Here is a 23673-nt window from a genome sequence, read left to right on the forward strand (position 1 = left end):
TTTGAGCGCTATCGCTTCCCCCTCGCTGCAAGCCCTGAATGATCTGGAAACTCGCCTGGATGGCTGTCTGCTGCGTGACGCCCACGAGCAGCGCCAGCGGCTCCGGCGTCTGGCTCGGCGTGCCCGTGACGGCAAGCCGATCGACCGGTCGCTGAAGGAGATCGAGTCGCGGCTGGCCGCCTCCAGCGAGGTGCTCGCGCGTCGCCGGAGCCAGCCGGTGACGCTGGACTACCCGGAATCGCTGCCGGTGGCTGCCAGGCGCGAGACGATTCTCGAAGCGCTGCGCGAGCATCAGGTCGTGGTCGTGGCCGGCGAGACCGGCTCCGGCAAGACTACGCAGTTACCCAAGCTCTGCCTGGAACTGGGCCTGGGGCGTCGGGGCATGATCGGTCATACCCAGCCACGCCGGCTGGCGGCGCGCTCGGTGGCTTCGCGCCTGGCCGAGGAACTCGAGGTGCCGCTGGGCCAGCAGGTCGGCTATCAGGTGCGCTTCACCGATCAGAGCAGCGACGACACCCTGGTCAAGCTGATGACCGACGGCATTCTGCTGGCCGAGACACAGCATGACCCCGATCTCATGCGCTACGAGGCGATCATCATCGATGAAGCTCACGAGCGCAGCCTCAACATCGACTTCCTGCTGGGCTATCTCAAGCGGCTGACGGCCCGCCGGCCCGATCTCAAGGTGATCATCACGTCGGCGACCATCGACGTCGAGCGTCTGTCGCGGCATTTCGCCATCGAGCGCGACGGCAAGACCCAGCCGGCACCGGTGGTGGAAGTGTCCGGGCGGGCGTATCCGGTGGAGGTGCATTATCGGCCGTTGGTACGCGAATCCCGGGAGGAAGAGGACCTGACGCTGCAGGAGGGGATCCTGGCCGCGGTCGAAGAAGTTGAGCGCATCGAACGCGAAAAGCGCTGGTACAGCGGCCCGCGCGATATCCTCATCTTTCTGCCCGGCGAACGGGACATTCGTGAAACTGCCGACGTGCTGCGGCGCGCCGATCTCAAGAGCACCGAGATCCTGCCGCTGTATGCGCGACTCTCCAACGCCGAACAGAACCGGGTGTTCCAGTCGCACGCCGGCCGGCGGATCGTGCTTTCCACCAACGTCGCCGAGACTTCGCTGACCGTGCCCGGGATACGCTACGTGATCGATCCCGGCCTGGTCCGCATGAGCCGCTACAGCGCGCGGGCCAAGGTCCAGCGCCTGCCGATCGAACCGGTCAGCCAGGCCAGCGCCAATCAGCGCAAGGGGCGCTGCGGGCGTGTCGCCGAAGGGGTCTGCATTCGGCTCTACAGCGAAGAGGATTTCCTTTCCCGCCCCGAGTTCACCGAGCCCGAGATTCAGCGCACCAACCTGGCCTCGGTGATCCTGTCGATGTTGTCGCTCAAGCTGGGCGACGTGTTCGACTTCCCGTTCGTCGATGCGCCGGATGCCCGTTTCGTCAAGGATGGCTATCGGCTGCTGTTCGAACTGGGAGCGGTGGATGACGCCGAGCGAATCACCGGCCTGGGGCGGCAGCTGTCGCGGTTGCCGATCGATCCGCGGCTGGCGCGGATGGTGCTGGCGGGGGAACGTTTCCAGTGCCTGCGCGAAGTGCTGATCGTGGTCAGTGCGCTGGCGACGCAGGACCCCCGCGAGCGGCCGGCGGAAAAGCGCCAGGCCGCCGATCAGCGCCACAAGCAGTGGGAAGACCCCAACTCCGACTTCGTCGCCTGGCTCAACCTGTGGCATGGCTTCGATGTCATGCGCGAGACGCTGTCGAGCAACCAGCTGCGACGCTGGTGCCGCGAACAGTATCTGAATTATCTGCGGCTGCGCGAATGGCACGATACCTATCGCCAGTTGCGTCAGTTGACCCGCGAGATGAAGCTCGAGCTGACAAGCGCCGTGCAACCCGATGACGACGAGCCGTCACGGCCGGCCGACAGCGGCTCCGGCGACTCGGTATCGGCGGAGGCCGCCAAGCTGCCCCGGATCGATACGCAACGTCTGCATCAGGCTCTGCTGTCCGGGTTGCTCTCCAACCTGGGGCAGTTGCAGCCGGAAAGCCGCGAATTCCTTGGCGCCAGGAACCGGCGCTTCCTGATTCATCCGGCATCGGGACTTTCGCGCAAGCCGCCCAAGTGGGTCATGGCCGGCGAAATGGTGGAGACCAGCCGCCTCTATGCCCGTGACGTGGCCAGAATCAAGCCGGAGTGGATCGAACCGCAGGCGGCCCATCTGATCAAGCGCAGCTATAGCGAACCGCACTGGGAGCGCAAGCGGGCCCAGGTGGTGGCGCTGGAGCAGGTCACGCTCTTCGGCTTGCCGATCGTGACCGGTCGCCGCGTGGATTACGCCAAGGTGGCGCCGGAAGAAGCGCGCGAGATCTTTCTGCGGCGCGCGCTGGTGGAGGGAGATTATCAGACCAGGGCCGCGTTCTTCGCGCACAACCGGGCGATGGTCGCCGAGGTCGAGGAGCTCGAGGATCGGGCACGCAAGCGGGACATCCTGATCGACGAAGAGACGCTGTTCGCCTTCTATGACGAGCGGGTCCCGGCGGACGTCGCCGGTGGGCGCAGCTTCGAGAACTGGCGCAAGCAGGCCGAGCGGGACGCGCCGGATATTCTCAAGCTGGACAAGGCATCGTTGATGGCGCGGGAGGCCGACGACGTCAGCGTCGAGCAGTACCCGGACGAACTCGTGTTCAACGGCGTTCGCTACCCGCTGAGCTATCACTTCGCCCCGGGTGCCAGCGATGACGGTGTCACCCTGACCGTGCCCGCCGTGATGCTCGCCCAGTTGCCGCAAGGTCGCTTGAGCTGGCTGGTGCCGGGTCTGCTGCGCGAGAAGTGCATCGCGCTGCTCAAGGCGCTGCCCAAGGCGATGCGCCGACAGGTCGTGCCGATTCCGGACTGGGTCGACGCTGCGCTGGCGACCTTGACGCCGGACGAGCGCCCGGTCGAGGAGGCGCTGGGAGAGTTCCTGCGAATCAAGACCGGCACGCGCCTGGAGGCGTCTGCCTGGCGTCTCGATCAGCTCGATCCGCATCTGCTCATGAATCTTCGCGTGGTCGATCACCACGGCAAGGTGCTGGGAGAAGGGCGCGACCTGTACGCCCTGCAGAAGCGCTTCGGCGAGGCGGCAGCGGCGGGTGCCAGGGCGCTGGCGGAAACGCCACGGGAAAGCGTCGAACGTCTCGACGATCTTCCGGAAGCGGCCCTGCCGGATTCTCGCACGACCCGTCAGGCCGGCATTCAGGTGGAAGTCTATCCGGCGCTGGTGGCTGACGGTGACGACCTGACTGTCGCCTGGTTCGATCATGCCGAGCGGGCGGCGACGGCGCATCGCGACGGACTGGTGCAACTGGCCCGCCGTCGGCTTCCCGATACGGTGCGCTATATCCAGCGGGAGCTGCCGAAGCTCAAGCAGTGCGCGCTGCTGTTCGCCAAGGTCGGCAGTCAGGAGCAGCTGGCGCGCGATGTGATCGACGCCTGCCTGGCGCAGACCGTGGCCGCCGATCCGCTGCCGCGGTCCCGCGAGGCGTTCGATGCCCGTCTCGAAAGCTGGCGTGGCGAGCTGGTCGCGTATGCCGAGTCGCTGCTGGAAGACCTGCACAAGGCGTTGCAGGGGCACCTGGCAGTGACCAAGGCGCTCAAGGGCAATGTCACGCTGGCGCTGGCTCTGACCTACAGTGATCTCAAGGCCCAGATGCAGCGGCTCGTCTATCCCGGCTTCGTGCGCGACGCCGGTGCCTGGCTGAAGCATTACCCGCGCTACATGCAGGCAGCGGAAATCCGGCTCGAGAAGGCACCTCGGGACCTGCGCCGGGACCAGCTGTCGATGCAGCAGGTACAGGCCTGGGAGGCGCGGGTCGACGCGCGAAAGCAGCAGACCCATCGCGACGGCATCGTCGACGCCGATCTGGTCGAGTTCGGCTGGTGGCTTCAGGAGTGGCGAGTCTCGCTATTTGCCCAGCAGTTGGGCACGCTGGAAAGCGTATCGGAGAAGCGCCTGACGCGGCGCTGGCAGGAAATGACCGGGCAGACCGTGTGACCGACGGTCGCCTTATTGCATCTGCTACACATGGATGCGCGTAATGATCTGAAGCGGCCTGAGCCGCGGGAGGTAGTAGCCGATGACGCAAGCCGTGATTACCGCGACGGGCCTGTTCACGCCGCCGGATTCGATCGATAACGCCGAACTGGTCGCCAGCTTCAATGCCTGGGTCGACTCGGAGAATGCACGACAGGCGGAGGCGATTGCCCGCGGCGAACGCGAGCCGCTGGCACACTCGAATGAGGCATTCATCCTCAAGGCGTCGGGTATCGAGAGCCGCTACGTGATGGAAGCCAGCGGTATCCTGGACCCTGAACGGATGCGGCCGCGGATTCCCGAGCGGCCCAACGACACGCTTTCGGTCCAGGCCGAGATGGGAGTGGCTGCCGCGCGCCAGGCGCTGGACACGGCCGGTATCCGCGCCGAGCAGCTCGATCTGGTCATCGTCGCCTGTTCCAACCTCCAGCGACCCTATCCGGCGGTTGCGGTCGAGCTTCAGGCCGCGCTGGGCGCCGGAGGCTATGCGTTCGACATGAACGTGGCGTGCTCCAGCGCGACGTTCGCCATCGATATGGCGACCAATGCGATTCGTGCGGGCAGCCTGGAGCGGGTGCTGGTGGTCAATCCCGAGATCTGTTCGGCGCATCTCAACTTCCGCGACCGCGACAGTCACTTCATCTTCGGCGATGCCTGTACCGCCATCGTGCTGGAGGCGGACCATCTCGCTCAGGATCGCGAGCATTTCACGGTACTCGGCACGCGTCTGGTGACCCAGTTCTCCAATGCCATCCGCAATAATTTCGGGTTTCTCAATCGTCTCGCCGATGAATCTGCGCAGACATTGGACAAGCTTTTCGTCCAGGAAGGGCGCAAAGTGTTCAAGGAGGTCTGCCCGATGGTCGCCTCGCTGATTCTCGATCATCTGGAGAGTCAGTCGCTGACGGGAGATTCGGTCAAGAAACTGTGGCTTCATCAGGCCAATCGTCATATGAATGACCTGATCGCGCAGCGAGTGCTGGGGCGGGAAGCCTCGGAGACGGAAGCGCCGGTGATTCTCGACCGCTACGCCAATACCAGCTCGGCAGGATCGATCATCGCTTTCCACCTGCATCGAGACGATCTGCAGGAGGGCGACGTGGGGGTGGTGTGTTCCTTCGGTGCGGGCTACAGTGCGGGCAGTGTGATACTGCGTAAAGGGAATGCGTGTTAATGAAATCGATCCATTGGCTGGGCGGCGTCTGTGTCGCTGCAGCGTTGAGCGGCTGCGCCTCGACGGGGCAGGATTCCAATCCTCAGGACCCTTGGGAAGGCTTCAACCGGGGCGTCTATCAGTTCAACGACACGCTCGACCGCTATGCGCTGAAACCGATCGCCCAGGGTTACGACACCGTCACGCCGGATCCGGTTCAGGATGGTGTCGGTAACTTCTTCTCCAACCTGGGCGAGATCCGTACCGTCTTCAACAGTATTCTCCAGTGGCAATGGAGCAATGCTGGCGTGGCGTCCGGCCGTTTCCTGGTCAATACCATTCTGGGCGTCGGCGGCGTTCTCGACCCGGCCACGCGAATGGGCCTGGACGAGAACGAGGAAGACTTTGGCCAGACGCTGGGTGTCTGGGGTGTCGATTCCGGCCCCTACCTGGTACTGCCGATCCTGGGGCCGAGCACCGTTCGCGATACCAGCGGCCTGCCGGTCGATATGTACACCTATCCGGTCACCTATGTGGAAGAGGATAAATGGCGTTACGGCCTGACCTTCCTGCGCTACGTGGATCTGCGTGCCAGCCTGCTCGACCAGGAGGCGTTGATTCAGGGGGACCGCTACAGCTTCATTCGCGACGCTTATCTCCAGCGTCGGCAGTTCGAGGTCACCAACGGCGCGGCGGGGGAGGATCCGTTCGCCAGCGGCGGTTTCGGTGACGATTTCGAATATAGTGAAGACGACTTCGCCGAGTAGACCCGTGTCCAATACGCTGTCGGACGAGTTGCCCGTGATCGGGCTGATCGATCTGCCCGGGCCGGATCGCGGGCGGCTGGCCGAGGAGCTTTCTCGCCTCGACGTCGAGGTGCGAGTGGCCGTCTCGGTCTCGACCTTGCCGGCGCACTGCGATCTGGTGGTCGCGCATGTGCGGGCCGTCTCCCACGAGGGCTGGGAACAGCTTGCCGTCGGGCGTCCGACCATCGTGATCAGCGAGAGTCGTCGCGATGGTGATCTGCACAAGGCGCTCGATGCAGGCCTGATCGACTATCTGGTCGAGCCGCTGAAGCATGCCGATATTCTGCGGCGTCTGGTCGAGCGAGCCCTGGAACTGGATCGGCTGTCGCGCGATCATAACCAGAGTCGGGCAGAGCTCGAGGCGCTCAACGAACGTCTCGAGAAGCATCTCGCCATGCTGAGGGACGATCAGCGTGCGGGAGGCCATGTGCAGCGCAAGTTGCTGCCGCCCCAGGGCGTTACGCATCTCGGCGTGCGCTGTGACTACTGGTTCGCGCCGTCGTTGTACCTGTCGGGCGATTTTCTGGACTTTCAGCGCTGCGACGACCGCTACAGCTTCTTCTACTTTGCCGACGTCGCCGGGCACGGCTCCTCGTCGGCGTTCGTTACCGTGCTTCTGCGGTATCTTTGCAACCGCTGGCTGGCCCAATGGCGCACATTGTTGCCGGAGGCGTTTCCGTCCCGATGGTTGGGCGAGCTCAATCGCGAGTTGCTCGAGACCGGAATCGGCAAGCATGCGACGGTCTTTGCCGGGGTACTGGACCACGAGCGTCGTTTTCTGCACTATGCGCTCGGCGCCCAGTTGCCGATGCCGATCCTCCAGGCCGAGGGGCGTAGCGCTTATCTGGGAGGCGAGGGGCCACCCGTGGGGTTGTTTCCCGATGTCGAGTACCCCATCTATGGTTGTCCTTTGCCGGAGTCGTTTCGACTCTGGTTCTGCTCCGACGGCATTCTCGAGTGTTTGCCGGCGGGTTCACTGGACGCGCGGCTCAAGGAACTCGAACGCCGCACGACACACTGCACCAGCGTCGACGATCTGAGGGAAGGGTTGGCGTTGGGGGATCCTCTGCCGGATGATCTCAGCATGATGACACTGAGTGGTTTCGACCATGATTGAAGGGCGAATCAAGGCGGCCTTCGAGTCGGGCGTATTTGTGCTCAAGCTGTGCGGTGACGTGCGGCTGACGCTGTGTGCCACCCTGGATGCCGAGGCCCAGCGCCTGGCGGAACTGCCGGGGCTGCGTGCGGTGATGGTCGACCTGCGCGAGGCGACCAACGTCGATTCGACCGCGCTGGGTTTTCTGGCCAAGGTGGCAATGGCCGTACAGGGGCGGCTGGATGATCCACCCACGATCATCGCCGAACATCCGGACGTGCGACGCATGCTGGACGTGATGGGGTTCGCGCGTTATTTCACGCTGCTGGAAGCTCCGCTGACCGAGCCATCGGAACTGGACGAGCTGCCCCATGTCGAGGCGGATGAAAACGACATCCAGCGGCGAATCCTCGAGGCCCACCGCATTCTCATGCGCATGAGCGAGCACAATCGGCACGAGTTTCAACCGTTCGTCGAGCTGCTCGAGTCACAGCGCACCAACGCGCCATCGCGCGGCTGATCGCGATCGGGCTCCTAGCGTGACGAGTTGCCACGCCGGTAGCAGAAGCACTAGCCACGAGTCGGATCCGGACAGCCTTCGGCGGTCGCTTCAGGATCTTGTTTCGAGTGTTATGTTGTGACTATCGGGTTTCGAACCTTCGCGCCTTGCCGCTTTGGCAAGGCGTTTTTTGCGTGATTTTCCATGGGTTCCTTCCAGTTTGTCTCCGGCAGGAAAATCGGAGTGAGGCACCGGAATATTAAGGAGAGAGTGTGACGACTTTGAGCGCACGCCGTCTGGCGTTTTTGGTCGCGGCCAATACCGCACTGGCGCCGCTGGCGATCGATGCCTACCTGCCGGCGATGCCGTCACTGGCCGCTTCGATTGGTGCCAGCGTGCATCACACGGAACTATCTCTCAGCGTCTTTCTGCTCGGCTTTGCCCTGGGCCAGCTGATTTGTGGGCCGCTCTCGGATCGATTTGGCCGCAAGCCGGTGTTGATGCTGGGTCTGGGCGTCTTCTTCATCGCCAGCCTGGCGCTGACCCAGGTGGGCTCGCTGGCGACGCTGTGGGGGTGGCGGTTCGTGCAGGCGCTGGGCGGCGGAGCATGCGTGGTGAACTCTGCGGCGATCGTGCGCGACCGGTTCAGTGGCCGCGAGGCAGCCAAGGTGATGTCCACCATGGTGATGATCCTGATGATGGCACCGCTGGTGGCACCCGCCATCGGTAGCGCGCTGTTGCACCTGGCGGACTGGTGGCTGATTTTCCTGTTTCTCGCCGTCTATGCCGCGTTCGTGTTGTGGCTTTTGGGTCGTTATCTTCCCGAGACCCATGGACGCGATCCGCAGGCGCCTTCGGCACGCCAGATCCTCGGCAATTACGTCAGCGTGCTTCGGCATCGCGAGGCGATGGGGTATATCGGTGCGGTGTCGATGTCGTTTGCCGGCATGTTCGCGTTCATCACGGGTTCTCCTTATCTCTACATGGAGCACTACGGGCTTTCGACCACGCTCTATCCTTTCGTCTTCGGCGCCAACATTTTGATCATGGCGTCGTCCAGCCGGCTCAATATCCGGCTGCTGAAGACGCGCACGCCGCAGCAGAACCTGCTCCTGGGGCTGGGGGTCCAGCTCACGGCGGGGTTACTGCTGGTCGCCATGGTGGCGACAGGACTGGACTCCATCTTCACCGTGGCGCCGCTGATGGTGGTGTTCGTGGGCATGCAGGGGCTGATCAGTCCCAACGCGATGTCGTCGATGCTGGATCATTTCCCGCGCATGAGCGCGACGGCGACCGCGTTACAGGGCTGTCTGCAGTTTACTTGCGGCGCCGTCTCGGGGGCGCTGGTGGGGGCCTTCGAACTGGCCAGCGCCTGGCCGACGGTACTGACGATGCTGGGCGCCACGCTACTGGGCAACATCGCCGTTCGCGTGCTGGCTGGCCGCGCGCTCAAGCGCCGTGTCGTGTCTGACGAGATGACATCCTGAGCCGTTACCCTAAACGGCGAGATCGTTACTCGATTTGACGTTTGTCATCCTGTTGTCATCAAACCTTGCCACTGTGGTGGCGCGAAGGTTGTCACGGTAATGCTCCGTCAAAGAACCATCGACGATCCTGAAGACTTCAGGCAATCGTTCGATGGTTTTTTCATAAAAGGGCGGGCACGACCTCGAAACCTTCGCGATAGTTGCTACATCGGTGTCATAAAACTGTCACGACACTGAAGTACGGTGTGTGCTGAGAGTGTTGGCAACCTTCGCAACGTCGTTATCGCTCACGCATTCAAGGTGGAAACAGGATATCGCTATGCTTAAACACGTCTTCGCAACGCTCATTTCCGGATCGCTGGTTCTGGGTGCCGCTGGTGTTCAGGCCCAGGAAGCCATTACCGGCGCTGGCGCAACCTTCCCGTACCCGGTCTATTCGCAGTGGGCGGACGCCTACCAGGATGAATCCGGCATCGGCCTCAACTATCAGGCGATCGGTTCCGGCGGCGGCATTCAGCAGATCGTCGCCAAGACGGTCACCTTCGGCGCCAGCGATGCACCGATGACCAAGGAAGAGCTCGACAAGAACGGTCTGATGCAGTGGCCTATGGTCATGGGCGGCGTAGTCGCGGCATTCCACGTCGAAGGTATCGAAGGGGGTTCGCTCAACCTGGACGGCCCGACGCTGGCCGACATCTACCAGGGCAAGATCACCAGCTGGGACGACGAGGCGATCGCCAAGCTGAACCCGAACATGGATCTGCCGGATACTCAGATCACGCCGGTCTACCGTGCGGAAGGCTCGGGCACCAACTTCCTGTTCACGCATTACCTGTCCCAGGTCAGCGAAGATTTCGCCAACACCGTGGGTGAGGGCAAGTCCGTCGCGTGGCCGGCTGGTGTCGGCGCCAAGGCGAACGCTGGTGTCGCCAGCCAGATCGCCAACACCAATGGCGCGATCGGTTATGTCGAGTTCGCTTACGCGGCCCAGAACGACCTGAGTCTGGTACACCTGAAGAACCAGGCCGGCAAAGTCGTTGCGCCGAGCATGGAGTCGTTCATGGCTGCTGCCGCCAACGCCGACTGGAAGGCCGCGCCGGGCATGTATCTGGTGCTGACCAACCAGCCGGGTGACGAAAGCTGGCCGATCACCGGTGCGTCTTTCATCCTGATGCACAAGGAAGTCCAGGACGCCGACGCTGCGCGTCAAGCACTGGAATTCTTCGACTGGGCCTACAGCAACGGCAGCGAGATGGCTCAGGAACTGGACTACGTGCCGATGCCGGAGAACGTCGCCGAGATGGTTCGCGACAGATGGAGCGAAATCCAGGGTCCGGATGGCGGCGCTGTCTGGAACCAGTGATCCCTGCATGACATGCCGCGACGGTGAGCGGGATACCGCCTCCGTCGCGGCGCTGTATCGAATGCCGCCGGTTGGCGGCATGTTGGCAAGTCGATGAGGAATGAAGATGGCCACCTCCAACGCGATTCAAGCCAGCGGCCTGGGACATCTCAGCGATGCTGCCCGCAAGCGGCTACGACGCAAGGCGCGCATCGATGTATGGTTCGAGCGCACGCTGTTCGCGTTCGCTTTTGCCGTGCTGCTGCTGCTTGGTGCGATCATCGCGTCGTTGATGTTGTCCAGTTGGCCGGCGATCCAGCGTTACGGTCTGGACTTTTTTACGGAAAACCGCTGGGCGGCCAACGTCGAGGTCTTTGGCGCGCTGCCGGCAATCTACGGGACGCTGTTGACGTCGTTCATCGCGATCGTCATTGCCGTGCCGGTTTCTTTCGGCATCGCTATCTTTCTGACCGAGCGATGCCCCGGGTTCCTGCGTCAGCCGCTAAGTACATTGATCGAGCTGCTGGCCGGTATCCCTTCGATCATTTACGGCATGTGGGGCATGGAGGTGCTGGCACCGTTGCTGCGCACCTGGTTCCCCTCTGTCTTTCCCGCCGGTACCGGCCTGACGACGGCGGGCATCATTCTGGCGGTGATGATCATTCCCTTCATCACGGCGGTAAGCCGAGACGTGATCAACACCGTGCCCGCGGTCATGCGCGAGTCCGCCTACGGGCTGGGCTGCACGACCTGGGAAGTGACGCGGCGCGTGATTCTGCCGTCGGTGAAAGGCGGTCTGGTCGGCGGTGTCGTTCTCGGTCTGGGGCGTGCGCTGGGCGAGACCATGGCGGTGACCTTCGTGATCGGCAACAACCTGTTCCTGAATACCACCTTGACCGGGCAGGGCACGTCGATCGCGGCATTGATCGCCAACCAGTTCTCCGAGTCGGACGGCACTCAGCGCTCGGCGCTGCTGGCGCTCGGCCTGATTCTGTTCCTGATCACCTTTGCGGTACTGGCTTTCGCGCGCTATCTGCTGCGCAACAGTACCGGTCGCCACGCGTAAGCGGCAGGAGAGAGCCATGAATATCAGTCAAACGCCGCTTTACCGCCGCCGCAAGCGGCTCAACCAGCTGGTGATGCTGCTCTGTCAGCTGGCCACCGTGATCGGGTTCGTCTTTCTGTTCGCGATCCTCTTCACGCTGGTGACCAAGGGCATCGGTGCGATCTCGCCGTCGACCTTCGTCGAGCGTACGCGGATGACCGGCGGCGGCCTGGGCAATGCGATCTGGGGCACGTTCATCATGACCTGCGCCGCGACCCTGATCGGTACTGTCATCGGCGTCGCGGCGGGTACCTGGCTGGCGGAGTACAGCGGCAAGGGGGTGATGGCGAAGGTGATTCGCTTCATCAACGATATCCTCCTGTCGGCACCGTCGATCATCATCGGCCTGTTCATCTACGCGGTGGTCGTCGTGCCGATGGGTAACTTCTCCGCCTGGGCAGGGGTGCTGGCATTGACCGTCATCATCGTGCCGGTAGTGATTCGCTCCACCGAGGACATGCTGCGTCTGATCCCCAATTCGCTGCGGGAAGCCGCCGCTGCGCTGGGCGCCCATCGCTGGTGGATCATCGTCCGTGTCTGCTACAGCGGCGCTCGCGCAGGCATCCTGACCGGTATCCTGTTGGGCTTCGCCCGTATCAGTGGCGAGACGGCACCGCTGCTGTTTACATCGCTGAATTCCAATCAATGGAATTTCTTCGACCTGGGTAGCGAGATGGCTAACCTGCCGATGACCATCTACCAGAACATGACGATCAATGCCTTCATTCCCGATCTGGTTGCACTGGCCTGGGGCGGCGCATTGATCCTGACCGCTGCCATCCTGATTCTGAACATTGCGGCGCGCTATTTCTCGCGCCAGCGTTCCTGATTTCCAGCTGCGAGACTGCCATGACAGCCGATATTTCTCTCAAGCAGAAACGCGACGCCGATCCCGTCGATGCGACGCCTGCTCCCCAGGTTGCTACCAAGCTGCGGGTGGACGATCTGAGCCTCTATTACGGCAAGTTCCAGGCGCTCAAGAACGTCTCCATGGAAATTCCCGAGCGCCAGGTCACGGCCTTCATCGGCCCCTCGGGGTGCGGCAAGTCGACGTTGATTCGCTGTTTCAACCGCATCCATGATCTTTACGAGGGGATCCGGACCGAGGGCCAGATCCTGCTCGACGATCACGACATCTACGATTCGGGCGTCGATCTCAACCTGCTGCGCTCGCGGGTCGGGATGGTCTTTCAGAAACCGACGCCGTTCCCGATGTCGGTCTTCGACAACGTCGCCTTCGGGATTCGTCTCTACGAGAAGCTCTCGGCCCGCGAGCTCGAAGAACGGGTAGAGTGGGCGCTGCGCAAGGCGGCGCTCTGGAACGAGGTCAAGGACAAGCTCAAGCAGAGCGGTCAGGCGCTTTCCGGCGGGCAGCAGCAGCGACTTTGCATTGCCCGCACCATCGCGGTGAAGCCGGAGGTGATCCTGCTGGACGAGCCGACGTCGGCGCTGGACCCTATCTCGACCGGATATATCGAAGACCTGATCAACGAGCTCAAGAAGGACTACACGATCGTCATCGTGACGCACAACATGCAACAGGCAGCCCGCATCTCGGATATCACCGCCTTCATGTATCTGGGCAGTTTGATCGAGTGTGACGACACGACCAAGATCTTCACCCAGCCGAAGGAATCGCGGACGGAGGACTACATCACCGGCCGTTATGGCTGATCGCCGAGGATCACCTATCGATCAAGGTTGGCAGACACGCCCGGGCTCTGGCTCGGGCGTGTCTGCATTCAGCGTCAGGATAAAGAGGATATTTCCGACACTTTGCATCGTGGCAACGAACCCGCGCGAGGATCGTGCTACTGTCTCGATTCACAGGATGTGTCACTAGGATTATCACTATGTCGTCCGGGCAGGAACCCACGTTTCGGAACGTTCCCTTCAATCTGATGCTGACGCTGGCGTCGCTGACGATCATCATCGCCGGGATACGCGCCGCGGAAAGTCTCATCATCCCGATACTGCTGTCGCTGTTCGTCGCCGTGATCTGCGCCTCGCCGGTCCACTGGCTCTATCGACGAGGGGTCAATTCCTTTGCGGCCGTATTGATCACGCTACTGATATTGGGCGGTTTGCTGGCGCTGTTCGGCACCTTGCTGGCCAACAGCTTCGCGATGTTCATGGAGAGCTGGCCGGAAACGCAGAAGCAGCTCCAGGGGCACTATTTGACCCTGCTGGAGTGGCTGGCCAACCAGGGGCTTTCCGTCTCGCCGCAGCAACTCTCCAACATGGTCGACGACTCCGACGACCAGAGCTGGGTTTCCGGCTTCCTCAGCGGTCTGGGCCTGGTCTTGTCCCAGAGCCTGGTCATTCTGCTGATGGTCAACTTCATGCTGTTCGAGACGCTGGATTTTCGCCAGAAGGTGGCCAGGGCACTGACCAATCCGGGGCCGAGTCTGGAGCGGTTCACCGAGTTCAGCTACAACCTCAAGCGCTACATGGCGGTAAAGACCGTGATCAGCCTAATCACGGGGGTGCTGGTCACGATTTCGGCGTGGCTCGTCGGGGTGAAGTTCGCGCTGCTCTGGGGGGCACTGGCTTTCATTCTCAATTACATTCCCAATATCGGCTCGGTGCTGGCCGCGGTGCCGCCGGTCCTGCTGACACTCGCGATGCCGGACGGCGGGGTAGTGAAGGCGCTGATCCTGTCGGGTACCTATCTCACCATCAACTTCATTCTTGGCAACATCGTCGAACCCCGCGTCATGGGCCGAACGATGGGACTATCGACGCTGGTCGCGTTTCTTTCCCTGGTGGTCTGGGGGTGGGTTCTGGGGCCGGTCGGCATGCTGCTGTCGGTACCGCTGACGATGACGCTCAAGATCGCGCTGGACAGCCATCCCGAGACGCGCTGGATCGCCAAGATGTTGAGCCCCTCGGAGCGTAGACGGCGGCGTCAGCGCAAGGCTCAGGAAGCGCTGGATGAGCTGGAGGAAGAAATCGAGTAGCGATCAGGTAGTGTCAGACACCGAAGATTCGACCGGCCGGACCCAGTTCGAGAGCAGGCTGGCTTGGCCTCTCGAGGTTCCAACTGCCGTTCGGTTACCCGGCGACCGGAATGGCGGCCATGAAAAAGCCGCACTCACGAGAGTGCGGCCTTGAGAATATGGCGAAACCGAGACTATCTGTCGGCGGTCTGCCGGTATCAGCCGTTCTGTTCGAGGAACTGCGTCAGCTGGGACTTGGACTGCGCGCCGACCAGCGAAGCGACCTTGGCGCCGGATTTGAACAGCATCACCGTGGGAACCCCGCGCACCCCGTGCTCGGAGGCGATCTCCGGGGCGTCATCGACGTTGACGCTGACGACCTTGATATCCTCGGCCTTTTCATCGGCGACTTCGTCGACGACGGGCGCCATCATCTTGCAGGGACCGCACCAGGGCGCCCAGAACTTGAGCAGAACGGGCTTGTCCGAATTCAGCACTTCCTGTTCGAAATTGGCCGTGGTGACATCGACGTTGTTGGACATGACGTTAACTCCTGTAGACATTGGGCTCTTACCGAGCTTATGGCGTCGATGTTAGCCCTTGCATGGGATGCTGGCAAATATCCTGGCTTATCGAAACGATAGCGCCAAGTTATTAAAGGTCATTTTTTCATATCCGGAATAGCGTGTTTTGGCCTTCACGTGCTGCCACTTATTGCGTAAAGTAATCTTTAAATCGTTTCTTATGCCATTTTTGGTGAGTCGGGAAGCCACGAGGTCGCTTATGAAGCTTCAGCAGTTGCGCTATGTATGGGAAGTGACACGGCATCAGCTCAATGTATCGGCGACGGCCCAAAGCCTGTTCACGTCGCAACCCGGTATCTCCAAGCAGATTCGGCTGCTGGAAGACGAACTCGGGGTGGAGATTTTCGCGCGCAGCGGCAAGCATCTGACTCGCGTGACACCCGCCGGGGAGGCGATCGTCGAATTGGCCGGCAAGGTGCTGCGAACGGTCGAGGATATCAAGCACGTCGCGCAGGAACATAGCGACGAACGCCGCGGTAACCTGGCGATTGCCACCACGCACACCCAGGCACGGTACGTGCTGCCTGGCGTAATCAGCGAGTTTCGCCAGAAGTATCCGGATGTCGCTCTTCACATGCAGCAGGGGACGCCGAAGCAGATCGCGCAGATGGTCAGTGAAGGGTCCGCGGATTTCGCGATCTGCACCGAGTCGCTGGAGCTGTTCAACGATCTGGTACTGCTACCGTGCTACCGCTGGAATCGTTGCGTGCTCGTACCCAAGGGGCACCCGCTGGCCACCGGCGAGCTGACGCTCGAACGCGTCGCCGAACATCCTCTGGTCACCTACGTTTTTGGCTTTACCGGTCGTTCGCAGCTCGATGATGCGTTCAAGTCCCGGGACCTGACGCCCAATGTCGTGCTTACGGCGGCCGACTCCGATGTGATCAAGACCTACGTGCGCCTGGGACTGGGGATTGGCATCGTTGCGCACATGGCCGTCGACCCCGTTGCCGACAGCGACCTGATCGCCGTGGATGCGTCGCATCTGTTCGAGAGTTCCACCACCAAGATCGGCATACGTCGCGGCACCTTCATGCGTACCTACATGTATGACTTCGTCAAGCGCATGGCACCACACCTCGATCGAGAAACCGTCGAGGCGGCGCTGGCGGCGGGGCCGCGGCACGAGGCCGAGCTGTTCGAGGGAATTCAGCTGCCGGTGCTGTAGAAACCGTGTCGTAGAGGCCGGTTCCTGTCGGGATCGTTTCCAGCAGACGATCTTTTTCTCAACGCATGAGCCCCGCCACTGGCGGGGCTCATGCGTTATAGGGTGCGGACCGAGCGAGACGCGTTGCCGGTCAATGTTGCAAATGCAGACCGCACTCGCGCTTTTCTTCCACCTTGGTCGGATCGAAGTAGTCGAAGTTGTTGGGCAGGTCGTGCTGCTGCAGGTATTGATACATCTGCTTGGCGGTCCAGTGCAGTACCGGAGCCACTTTCAACAGCCCATCGGCATTGCGGGACAGGGGCTGCATGCGCGAGCGCTCCGCGGTGTCTTCTGCCCGCAGTGCCGTGAACCAGACATCCGGCGCCGTCTCGGCCAGGGCGCGGCGGAACGGTTCGAGCTTGACCTCTTCGGTGAACGCCGCGTGACGCGGGTCGTCGATCTGCGGTGTCGGGCCTTCCACTGCCTCGCGATGGGCCCGTGAGCGAAGCGGGTGGTAGATGGTCAGGTTGAGGTCGAGTTGCCTGGTCAGTTCCTCGGCGAAGCGATAGGTCTCCGGCGTGTTGTAGCCGCTATCCATCCACACGACGGGAATATCGGGGCGCACACGAGTGACCAGGTGCAGTATCACGGCCTCGAACGGACGGAAGTTGGTGGTGCAGATCGCCTTCTGATCCAGGCTTAGTGCGAATTCGGTAATGGCCAGCGGATCGTGGCCGATTTCACGGTTCAGGGCATCGAGGTCGAACGCCATGGCTGACTCCTTCAGGGTGGTCACGCCGCAAGGTGGGCAAAATCCGACGGGGCGTGGAATAGCTGTCACTCTAGCAAGGGCGGCCAGGCATCGACCAATACCGTTTGGTTAGATGGATATATAACCAGATTATCTAGTTGGCATTAGAAACCAATTTTCTGATTATTAGTCACCCAGCCGGTGCAGGGCCGATAGCGGGATGACACGAGGCGGGGCCTCGATCGGCCATTCCACATGGGCTTCGATAGCATAGATGTCTCGCAGGCGCTCGGGGGTCAGCACTTGCTCTGGCATGCCGCTGACAATGTGTCGACCTTCCTTCACGACCCACAGATGATCGGCGAAGCGGGCGGCCAGGTTGAGGTCGTGAATCGCGAGAACGATGACGATCTCTTCGCGGCGCGCCAGACGCCTGAGATAGTCGAGCACCTGCAGTTGATGGTGCAGGTCCAGCGCGCTGGTCGGTTCATCGAGCATCAGCAGCCTCGGCCTCCGCACGATCGCTTGCGCGATAGCGACTCGCTGGCGCTGGCCGCCGGAAAGCGTGACCAGCTCGCGTTCGGCCAAGGGGTCGAGTTCCAGCGATGTCAGGGCTCGTTCGACCGCCGACAGCGCGGTGGCGGCGGGCTCGGCAACCTGCGTGCGACGAGCGAGCAGGACGGCTTCGAAGACACTCAGCGCCGCCTGGGTGCTGGTATCTTGGAGAAGATAGTAGAGGCATTGGCTGCGCTGCTCGAGAGATAGCGCATCGAGTTGCCGTTCGCCCAGCCGGATGCGACCGCTGGCCGCTTCGATGCCGGCGATCGCCTTGAGCAGCGTCGATTTGCCCGAGCCGTTGGGGCCGATCAATGCCGTGATCTCGCCCGGTCTTGCGCTCAGGCCGGAGAGATCGTGCAGTATTCGACGCTTCCCCAGCGAACAGTCGAGATGATCGATGGTGAGAGTCATCGCCATGGCTCCCGGCGCGAACGCAGGATCAGCGAGACGAAGAACGGCAGGCCGATCAGGGCCGTCAGGATGCCGATCGGCAGCAGGATGCCGGGAATCAGGGTCTTCGACAGGATCGAGGTCAACGACAGAATCAGGGCGCCGGTCAGCGCGGACATCGGCAGGAACACGCGCTGGTCCTCGCCTACCAGGAGGCGCGCGATGTGCGGACCGACCAGGCCGATGAAGCCGATGGTTCCCACGAAGGCGACGGCCGTCGCCGACAGCAGTGCGCAGCACAGCAGCATGCGCAGCCGAAGTCTGCCGACATCGATACCCATCGCTTTGGCCTGAACGTCTCCCAGTCGCAGGGCGGTCAGTCGCGACCGTGCCCTGACGAAGATGGGTATCGTGACCAGCAATGCCAGGCCGGCGAGCCCGAGCTTTCCCCAGCTGGCCTTGTCCAGGCTGCCCAGCGACCAGAACATCAGCTGCTGCAGCGACTCGGCGGAAGCGACGTACTGCAGGATTCCCAGCAGCGCGTTGAAGAAGAACATGATCGCGATGCCCATCAGCACCATCGTCTGGATGCTGACGCCGCGTAGTCGACTCAAGGCCCATATCGCCAGGGAGGCGAACATGGCCAGCAGGAAGGCGTTACCGGTCAGCAGCAGCGTGCCGGCCACCGGCAGGAGGCCGAAGTCGAGCACGATGGCCAGCGCGGCGCCGAAGCTGGCCGCCGAAGAGATGCCGAGCGTGAACGGGTCGGCGAGCGGATTGTCGAGCAGAGTCTGCATCTCCGCACCAGCGACGGCGAGACTGGCGCCGACGATGATAGCCATCAAGGCGACCGGTAGCCGAATCTCCCACACCACGATCTCGAGAATGCGGGACACCTCCGACGGTGCCACCAACGCTTTCAGCACGTCGGGAAGGGCATAGGCCCCGGGGCCAGTAGCGACATCGACCAGGAGCGAAATCAGGACCGCCAGGGCGGCCAGGGCGATCAACCTCCGCTGACGCCGCTGGCGGGCCAGGTAGCGGACTGCCGTGGATTCCGGCTTCGCGGTGTGAGACAAGCGAGTGGTGGCTTTCAAGGCAAGAATCGATGTCTGGAGGTGGGGTCGGGCAGCGTCAGCCAAGGAGAGGCTATCAGAAATCGGGCTCGCGACGGCTTCAACCCGCTAACGCCTGCATCAATCGTGCGATCTTGGCCAGCGTTTCCTGATACTCGGCCTCTTCGTCGGAATCCGCGACCAGCCCACCGCCGCCCCAGATATGCAGCGTGTCGCCATCGGCGATGACGGTACGGATCGCGATCGAGGTGTCGAGACGGCCGCGACGATCGAGATAGCCGAGGCTCCCACAGTAGACGCTACGTTGGGAGGGCTCCAGCTCGTCGATGATCTGCATGGCGCGATGCTTGGGGGCGCCGGTGATCGAGCCGCCGGGAAAAGCGGAAGCCAGCAGATCCAGCGGCTTCGCGCCGACTGCGAGTTCCCCATGCACGATACTGACCAGATGATGGACATTGGCATAGCTCTCCAGTCCGCAGAGCTGGGGAACCGTGACGCTGCCGGGCCGGCAGACACGACCGAGGTCGTTGCGGAGCAGATCGACGATCATGACGTTCTCTGCGCGATCCTTGGCGCTCTGTCGTAGCTCTGCCGCCAGGCGCTGGTCGTCCTCGGGCGTCGAGCCGCGGGGGCGAGTCCCTTTGATCGGGCGGGTTTCGACCCGTCCATCGGCGATACCGATGAAGCGTTCCGGCGACAGCGACAGGATGGCCTGGTCCTCCCACGCGAGATAAGCGCCGTAGGGCGTCGGGGTGGCCTGACGAAGACGTTGGTACGCCTGCCAGGTGCTCCCCTGAAAATGGGCGGTAAAGCGCTGGGCCAGATTGATCTGGTAGCAGTCTCCCGCGTGAAGGTAGTCCATGACCCGTTGAAAGCGCTGTGCATAGCCGGCGCGATCCAGGTCGGCCACGAAGGGGCTGGTCAGGGTGAAGTCGGGCCGCGTCGAGGTTGCAGGCTCGTCCAGCCAGGCCATGACCTGCTGGCGACGTTCGGCCGTGGCTACAACAAACGTGCGCCGGGCATGGTGATCCTGAACCAGCGCCCAGTCGTAGAGCCCGAGCCTGGCCTCGGGCAGCCCGGGCTCCGGTCGCCGGGCGTCTCGGCGGGCAGCGTCGTCCGTCGCATCGTGAGGCTTGACCAGCGAATAGCCCCAGTAGCCGAGCAGACCGCCGAGAAACGGAAGGGCGCTGGCCCGCGCTGCGACAGAATTCGACAGTCTCGGCAGCAGTTCGGTCTCGGCGTGCTCCAGCAAGGCCTGTTGCGCTGCAAAGGGGGCGGCGGGCAGTGGTATCGACGGCTCGCAGCGAGGGTGGCCGTCTTCGATGGTCAGCATCGCCAGCGGATCGCTGCTGAGAATGTCGAAGCGTCCACCCGGGGCGCTCGGACGGCCGCTGTCCAGTAATACGGCACCGGGGCGCTGCTGCAATCGTTCGAAGAGCGACGTGGGATCGGAGGTATAGGGAAGGTCGGCTATCTCGAGCCACGGTCGCGCGTCAGCCATGAACACCTTTTCCTGACGAATGAAACAACGACACGGCATCGAAAGCCTTGTCATGCAGGCAACGATTGCCTGGCGCAAGTTTATCGGGAGTCGTGATGATGAGCGAGGTCTTTGCGCTCTCGTAGGCGAACGTGAACGGCGCCGGGAGTGGAGGCGTATCTGCCGGTGTCTGGTCGCTCTCGGGAACTTATTGTCGACAATGATGCAAAAAGAAGTTTGTGATTTTCGACTAAAGTGCGATATCTGCGATGTTTTTTTCATTGCCCCGGGAAAACGGGGCGCCTATGATAGGGTCTTCGCCCTTGGATTGTTAACAACTTAATGTTTCAACCAACTTCCGATGCGCACGATGCCGACACCGAACTCCCAGTAGTTCGTACCCTGGCCGAGCGCGTTTTCCACCAGCTTCAGCGTGCCATCGTTCGTGGCGAGCTGCCGCCCGGCACGCGCATCACGGAGCCGGACCTCTCGTCGCATTACGGTATCTCCCGGGGGCCGTTGCGGGAAGCCATGCGCCGATTGGAAACCTATCGCCTGATCGAGCGCGTGCCTCATGTCGGCGCCCGGGTCGTCAAGCTGTCGATGGACGAGCTGCTGGAACTGTTCGATGTTCGCGAGGCGCTGGAAAGCATGGCGGCGCGACTGGCCGCGAAGTCGATGACCGCCGAGGAAATTGCCGGGCTGCGAGAGTTGCTGGCTTTTCACGAACGTCAGGAAGACTTGTCCAGCGGAGAGGCTTATTACCAGCGCGAGGGCGATCTCGACTTTCATTATCGCATCGTGCAGGGCAGCCACAATCGCATGCTGATGACCTTGCTGTGCGACGACCTCTATTACCTGGTGCGGCTCTATCGTACCCAATTCAGCGCCAAGGGTTCCCGGCCGCAGCGAGCGTTCGTCGAGCATCATCGTATCGTCGATGCGATCGAAGCGGGCGATGCCGAGCTGGCCGAGCTGCTGATGCGCCGCCATGTCAGCGCCTCTCGCGAGAATGTCGCTGCACATTATGCCCGTACGCTGGGAGAGGAGGCGTCCGACTCTTCCGGCTCTCCCGCAATCCCGAGGATCGAATCATGACTCAACCAAGCCCCGGCGCCCGCTTTCGTGACGCGCTCGATAGCCACCGTCCGTTACCCATCGTCGGCGCCATCAATGCCTATAGCGCGATGATGGCAAAGGCAGTCGGGCATCATGCCCTTTATCTGTCCGGTGGCGGGGTGGCCAACGCCTCCTACGGGCTGCCGGATCTGGGCATGACCACGCTCAACGATGTGGTGGAAGACGCCCGCCGTATTACCGGAGCCTGCGATCTGCCGTTGCTGGTGGATATCGATACCGGCTGGGGCGGAGCTTTCAATATCGCCCGCACGATCAAGGAGATGGAACGCGCCGGTGTTGCCGCGGTTCACCTCGAGGATCAGGTGGCTCAGAAACGCTGCGGCCATCGGCCCAACAAGGAGATCGTTTCCCAGTCGGAGATGGTCGATCGTATCAAGGCGGCATCCGATGCCCGCCGCGATGCGGATTTCTATCTCATCGCGCGCACCGATGCCTTCCAGAAGGAGGGCTTGGCTGCGGCGATCGAGCGGGCCAACGCCTGTATCGAGGCGGGCGCCGATGCGATCTTTGCCGAGGCGGTGCATACCCTGGATGACTATCGGGCGTTCTGCGAGGGCGTCGAGGCACCCATTCTCGCCAACATCACCGAATTCGGGGCTACGCCGCTATTTACCCAGCAGGAACTCGCCGAGGTCGGCTGTCGCATGGTGCTTTATCCGCTCTCGGCTTTCCGTGCGATGAATGCCGCGGCACTCAAGGTGTATCGGGATATTCACGCCAAAGGGCATCAGCGGGATGTGGTCGATCTGATGCAGACACGAGAAGAACTCTACGACTTTCTCGACTATCACGCCTTCGAACGCAAGCTCGATATGCTCTTCGAGAAAGGGGGCGACTGAGTCGCAGCCAGGAAAAGATTATTGGAGGAGATCATCATGGTGGAAAAACTCCAGAGCACCGGCCTGCGCGGGCAGAGTGCCGGCTCGACCGAACTCTGCACGGTGGGCAAGAGCGGCTCGGGACTCACCTATCGCGGCTACGACATCCAGACATTGGCGGAGAAGGCGCGTTTCGAAGAGGTTGCCTATCTTCTGCTCAAGGGGGAGCTGCCCAGTCAGCGTCAATTGGATGACTACGTTGCGCTGCTCCAGCGTTCCCGTTCGCTGCCGGAGGCGCTGAAGAAGGTATTGGAGCAGGTCCCGTCCGATGCGCATCCGATGGATGTACTGCGCACGGGGACTTCCATGCTGGGCAATCTGGAAACCGAGCAGCGCATGGAAGATCAACAGCGCCACGCGGACCGGCTGCTGGCGGTCATGCCGTCGATTCTCAATTACTGGTATCGATATTCACATTACGGCGAGCGCATCGAGACCGAAACCGACGACGACTCCGTGGGTGGTCACTTCCTGCATCTGCTTCACGGCAAGCCGGCCTCCGAGTTGCACGCCAAGGTGATGAACGTCTCGCTGATTCTCTATGCCGAGCACGAGTTTAACGCCTCGACCTTCACGGCGCGGGTGTGTGCGTCGACACTGTCGGATCTGCACAGCTGCGTTACCGGGGCGATCGGCTCGCTACGCGGACCATTGCATGGCGGTGCCAATGAAGCGGCGATGGAAATGATCAGCCGCTGGTCGACGCCGGACGAGGCGGAGCGCCATATTCTCGAAATGCTCGAGCGCAAGGACAAGATCATGGGCTTCGGCCATGCGATCTATCGCGAGTCCGATCCTCGTAACGCGATCATCAAGGGATGGGCCAGACAACTGGCGGATGACGTGGGCGACAATCACCTCTATGCGGTGTCGCAGCGTGTCGATGAAGTCATGTGGAGAGAGAAGAAGCTCTTCCCCAATGCCGATTTCTATCACGCCAGCGCCTATCACTTCATGGGCATTCCCACCAAGTTGTTCACGCCGATCTTCGTTTGCTCCCGTTTGACGGGATGGTGCGCACACGTCTTCGAGCAGCGCGCCAACAACCGTATCATCCGCCCCAGTGCCGATTATGTCGGACCGGAAAAACGCGACTGGGTGCCGATCGAGCAGCGTCAATAATATCGGCTTCGAACATCGAGCCGGACAAGTCACAAATCA

The 23673-nt window shown here is 62.1% G+C and carries 20 protein-coding genes; 15 read left to right on the forward strand and 5 right to left on the reverse strand.

Annotated features, from left to right (window positions below; genetic code table 11):
• Position 1 precedes the first annotated feature (1 nt).
• From hrpA to R5R73_RS08240, 11 genes are all read left to right on the forward strand, one after another.
• Positions 2-4042, forward strand: coding sequence for an ATP-dependent RNA helicase HrpA (hrpA, locus tag R5R73_RS08190; protein ID WP_416221225.1), 4041 nt, complete (start codon positions 2-4; stop codon positions 4040-4042).
• An 82-nt stretch (positions 4043-4124) separates the two neighbouring features.
• Positions 4125-5255, forward strand: a complete 1131-nt coding sequence (locus R5R73_RS08195) for a beta-ketoacyl-ACP synthase III (RefSeq protein ID WP_110635064.1) — start codon at positions 4125-4127, stop codon at positions 5253-5255.
• Positions 5255-6001 (forward strand): VacJ family lipoprotein, encoded by a 747-nt coding sequence (locus R5R73_RS08200; protein WP_071231624.1) that lies wholly within the window; start codon positions 5255-5257, stop codon positions 5999-6001. The genes R5R73_RS08195 and R5R73_RS08200 overlap by 1 nt, the downstream gene beginning before the upstream one ends.
• Before the next feature lie 16 nt (positions 6002-6017).
• On the forward strand, positions 6018-7157 hold the full coding sequence (locus tag R5R73_RS08205) for a PP2C family protein-serine/threonine phosphatase (RefSeq protein ID WP_416221234.1): 1140 nt from the start codon (positions 6018-6020) through the stop codon (positions 7155-7157).
• On the forward strand, positions 7150-7656 hold the full coding sequence (locus R5R73_RS08210) for an STAS domain-containing protein (protein WP_071231623.1): 507 nt from the start codon (positions 7150-7152) through the stop codon (positions 7654-7656). Before R5R73_RS08205 ends, R5R73_RS08210 begins: the two co-directional genes overlap by 8 nt.
• A 251-nt stretch (positions 7657-7907) precedes the next feature.
• On the forward strand, positions 7908-9122 hold the full coding sequence (locus tag R5R73_RS08215; protein WP_110635061.1) for a Bcr/CflA family multidrug efflux MFS transporter: 1215 nt from the start codon (positions 7908-7910) through the stop codon (positions 9120-9122).
• A 319-nt stretch (positions 9123-9441) separates the two neighbouring features.
• On the forward strand, positions 9442-10485 hold the full coding sequence (gene pstS / locus R5R73_RS08220) for a phosphate ABC transporter substrate-binding protein PstS (RefSeq protein WP_322529400.1): 1044 nt from the start codon (positions 9442-9444) through the stop codon (positions 10483-10485).
• A gap of 106 nt (positions 10486-10591) precedes the next feature.
• Complete coding sequence (gene pstC, locus R5R73_RS08225; protein ID WP_071231640.1) at positions 10592-11530, forward strand: phosphate ABC transporter permease subunit PstC; 939 nt, start codon at positions 10592-10594, stop codon at positions 11528-11530.
• A gap of 16 nt (positions 11531-11546) precedes the next feature.
• Positions 11547-12398: a phosphate ABC transporter permease PstA gene (gene pstA, locus R5R73_RS08230; RefSeq protein WP_110635055.1), complete on the forward strand. Its 852-nt coding sequence runs from the start codon at positions 11547-11549 to the stop codon at positions 12396-12398.
• Between the two features lie 20 nt (positions 12399-12418).
• Positions 12419-13243, forward strand: a complete 825-nt coding sequence (gene pstB, locus R5R73_RS08235; RefSeq protein WP_083387314.1) for a phosphate ABC transporter ATP-binding protein PstB — start codon at positions 12419-12421, stop codon at positions 13241-13243.
• A 179-nt stretch (positions 13244-13422) separates the two neighbouring features.
• A complete protein-coding gene (locus tag R5R73_RS08240; protein ID WP_322529401.1) occupies positions 13423-14529 on the forward strand; it encodes an AI-2E family transporter in 1107 nt (368 codons plus the stop codon).
• Positions 14530-14726: 197 nt separating this feature from the next.
• Here R5R73_RS08240 and trxA read toward each other — a convergent pair whose 3' ends face one another.
• Positions 14727-15050 (reverse strand): thioredoxin, encoded by a 324-nt coding sequence (gene trxA / locus R5R73_RS08245; protein ID WP_071231619.1) that lies wholly within the window; start codon positions 15048-15050, stop codon positions 14727-14729.
• A gap of 241 nt (positions 15051-15291) precedes the next feature.
• Between trxA and cysB the strand changes: the two genes are divergently transcribed.
• On the forward strand, positions 15292-16260 hold the full coding sequence (gene cysB / locus R5R73_RS08250) for an HTH-type transcriptional regulator CysB (RefSeq protein WP_071231618.1): 969 nt from the start codon (positions 15292-15294) through the stop codon (positions 16258-16260).
• Between the two features lie 130 nt (positions 16261-16390).
• Here the strand turns inward: cysB and R5R73_RS08255 are convergent, their stop codons facing one another.
• The 4 genes from R5R73_RS08255 to pabB all read right to left on the reverse strand — a co-directional run bounded on the left by R5R73_RS08255 (position 16391) and on the right by pabB (position 20515).
• A complete protein-coding gene (locus R5R73_RS08255) occupies positions 16391-17011 on the reverse strand; it encodes a phosphoadenosine phosphosulfate reductase family protein (RefSeq protein ID WP_071231617.1) in 621 nt (206 codons plus the stop codon).
• Between the two features lie 165 nt (positions 17012-17176).
• A complete protein-coding gene (locus R5R73_RS08260) occupies positions 17177-17959 on the reverse strand; it encodes an ABC transporter ATP-binding protein (RefSeq protein WP_322529402.1) in 783 nt (260 codons plus the stop codon).
• The gene (locus R5R73_RS08265) at positions 17956-19035 is read right to left on the reverse strand and encodes an iron ABC transporter permease (RefSeq protein ID WP_322529403.1); all 1080 of its coding nucleotides are present in this window, start codon (positions 19033-19035) and stop codon (positions 17956-17958) included. The genes R5R73_RS08260 and R5R73_RS08265 overlap by 4 nt, the downstream gene beginning before the upstream one ends.
• A 79-nt stretch (positions 19036-19114) precedes the next feature.
• Complete coding sequence (gene pabB / locus R5R73_RS08270; RefSeq protein ID WP_322529404.1) at positions 19115-20515, reverse strand: aminodeoxychorismate synthase component I; 1401 nt, start codon at positions 20513-20515, stop codon at positions 19115-19117.
• Positions 20516-20836: 321 nt separating this feature from the next.
• Between pabB and R5R73_RS08275 the strand changes: the two genes are divergently transcribed.
• The 3 genes from R5R73_RS08275 to prpC are packed head-to-tail and all read left to right on the forward strand — an operon-like array spanning position 20837 to position 23634.
• On the forward strand, positions 20837-21592 hold the full coding sequence (locus R5R73_RS08275; protein ID WP_322529405.1) for a GntR family transcriptional regulator: 756 nt from the start codon (positions 20837-20839) through the stop codon (positions 21590-21592).
• The gene (gene prpB / locus R5R73_RS08280; RefSeq protein ID WP_322529406.1) at positions 21589-22473 is read left to right on the forward strand and encodes a methylisocitrate lyase; all 885 of its coding nucleotides are present in this window, start codon (positions 21589-21591) and stop codon (positions 22471-22473) included. The genes R5R73_RS08275 and prpB overlap by 4 nt, the downstream gene beginning before the upstream one ends.
• Before the next feature lie 36 nt (positions 22474-22509).
• Positions 22510-23634, forward strand: coding sequence for a 2-methylcitrate synthase (gene prpC / locus R5R73_RS08285; protein WP_322529407.1), 1125 nt, complete (start codon positions 22510-22512; stop codon positions 23632-23634).
• The last annotated feature ends 39 nt before the right edge of the window (positions 23635-23673 follow it).

This window comes from Salinicola sp. LHM, assembly GCF_034479735.1.
Classification (GTDB): Bacteria; Pseudomonadota; Gammaproteobacteria; order Pseudomonadales; family Halomonadaceae; genus Salinicola; species Salinicola salarius.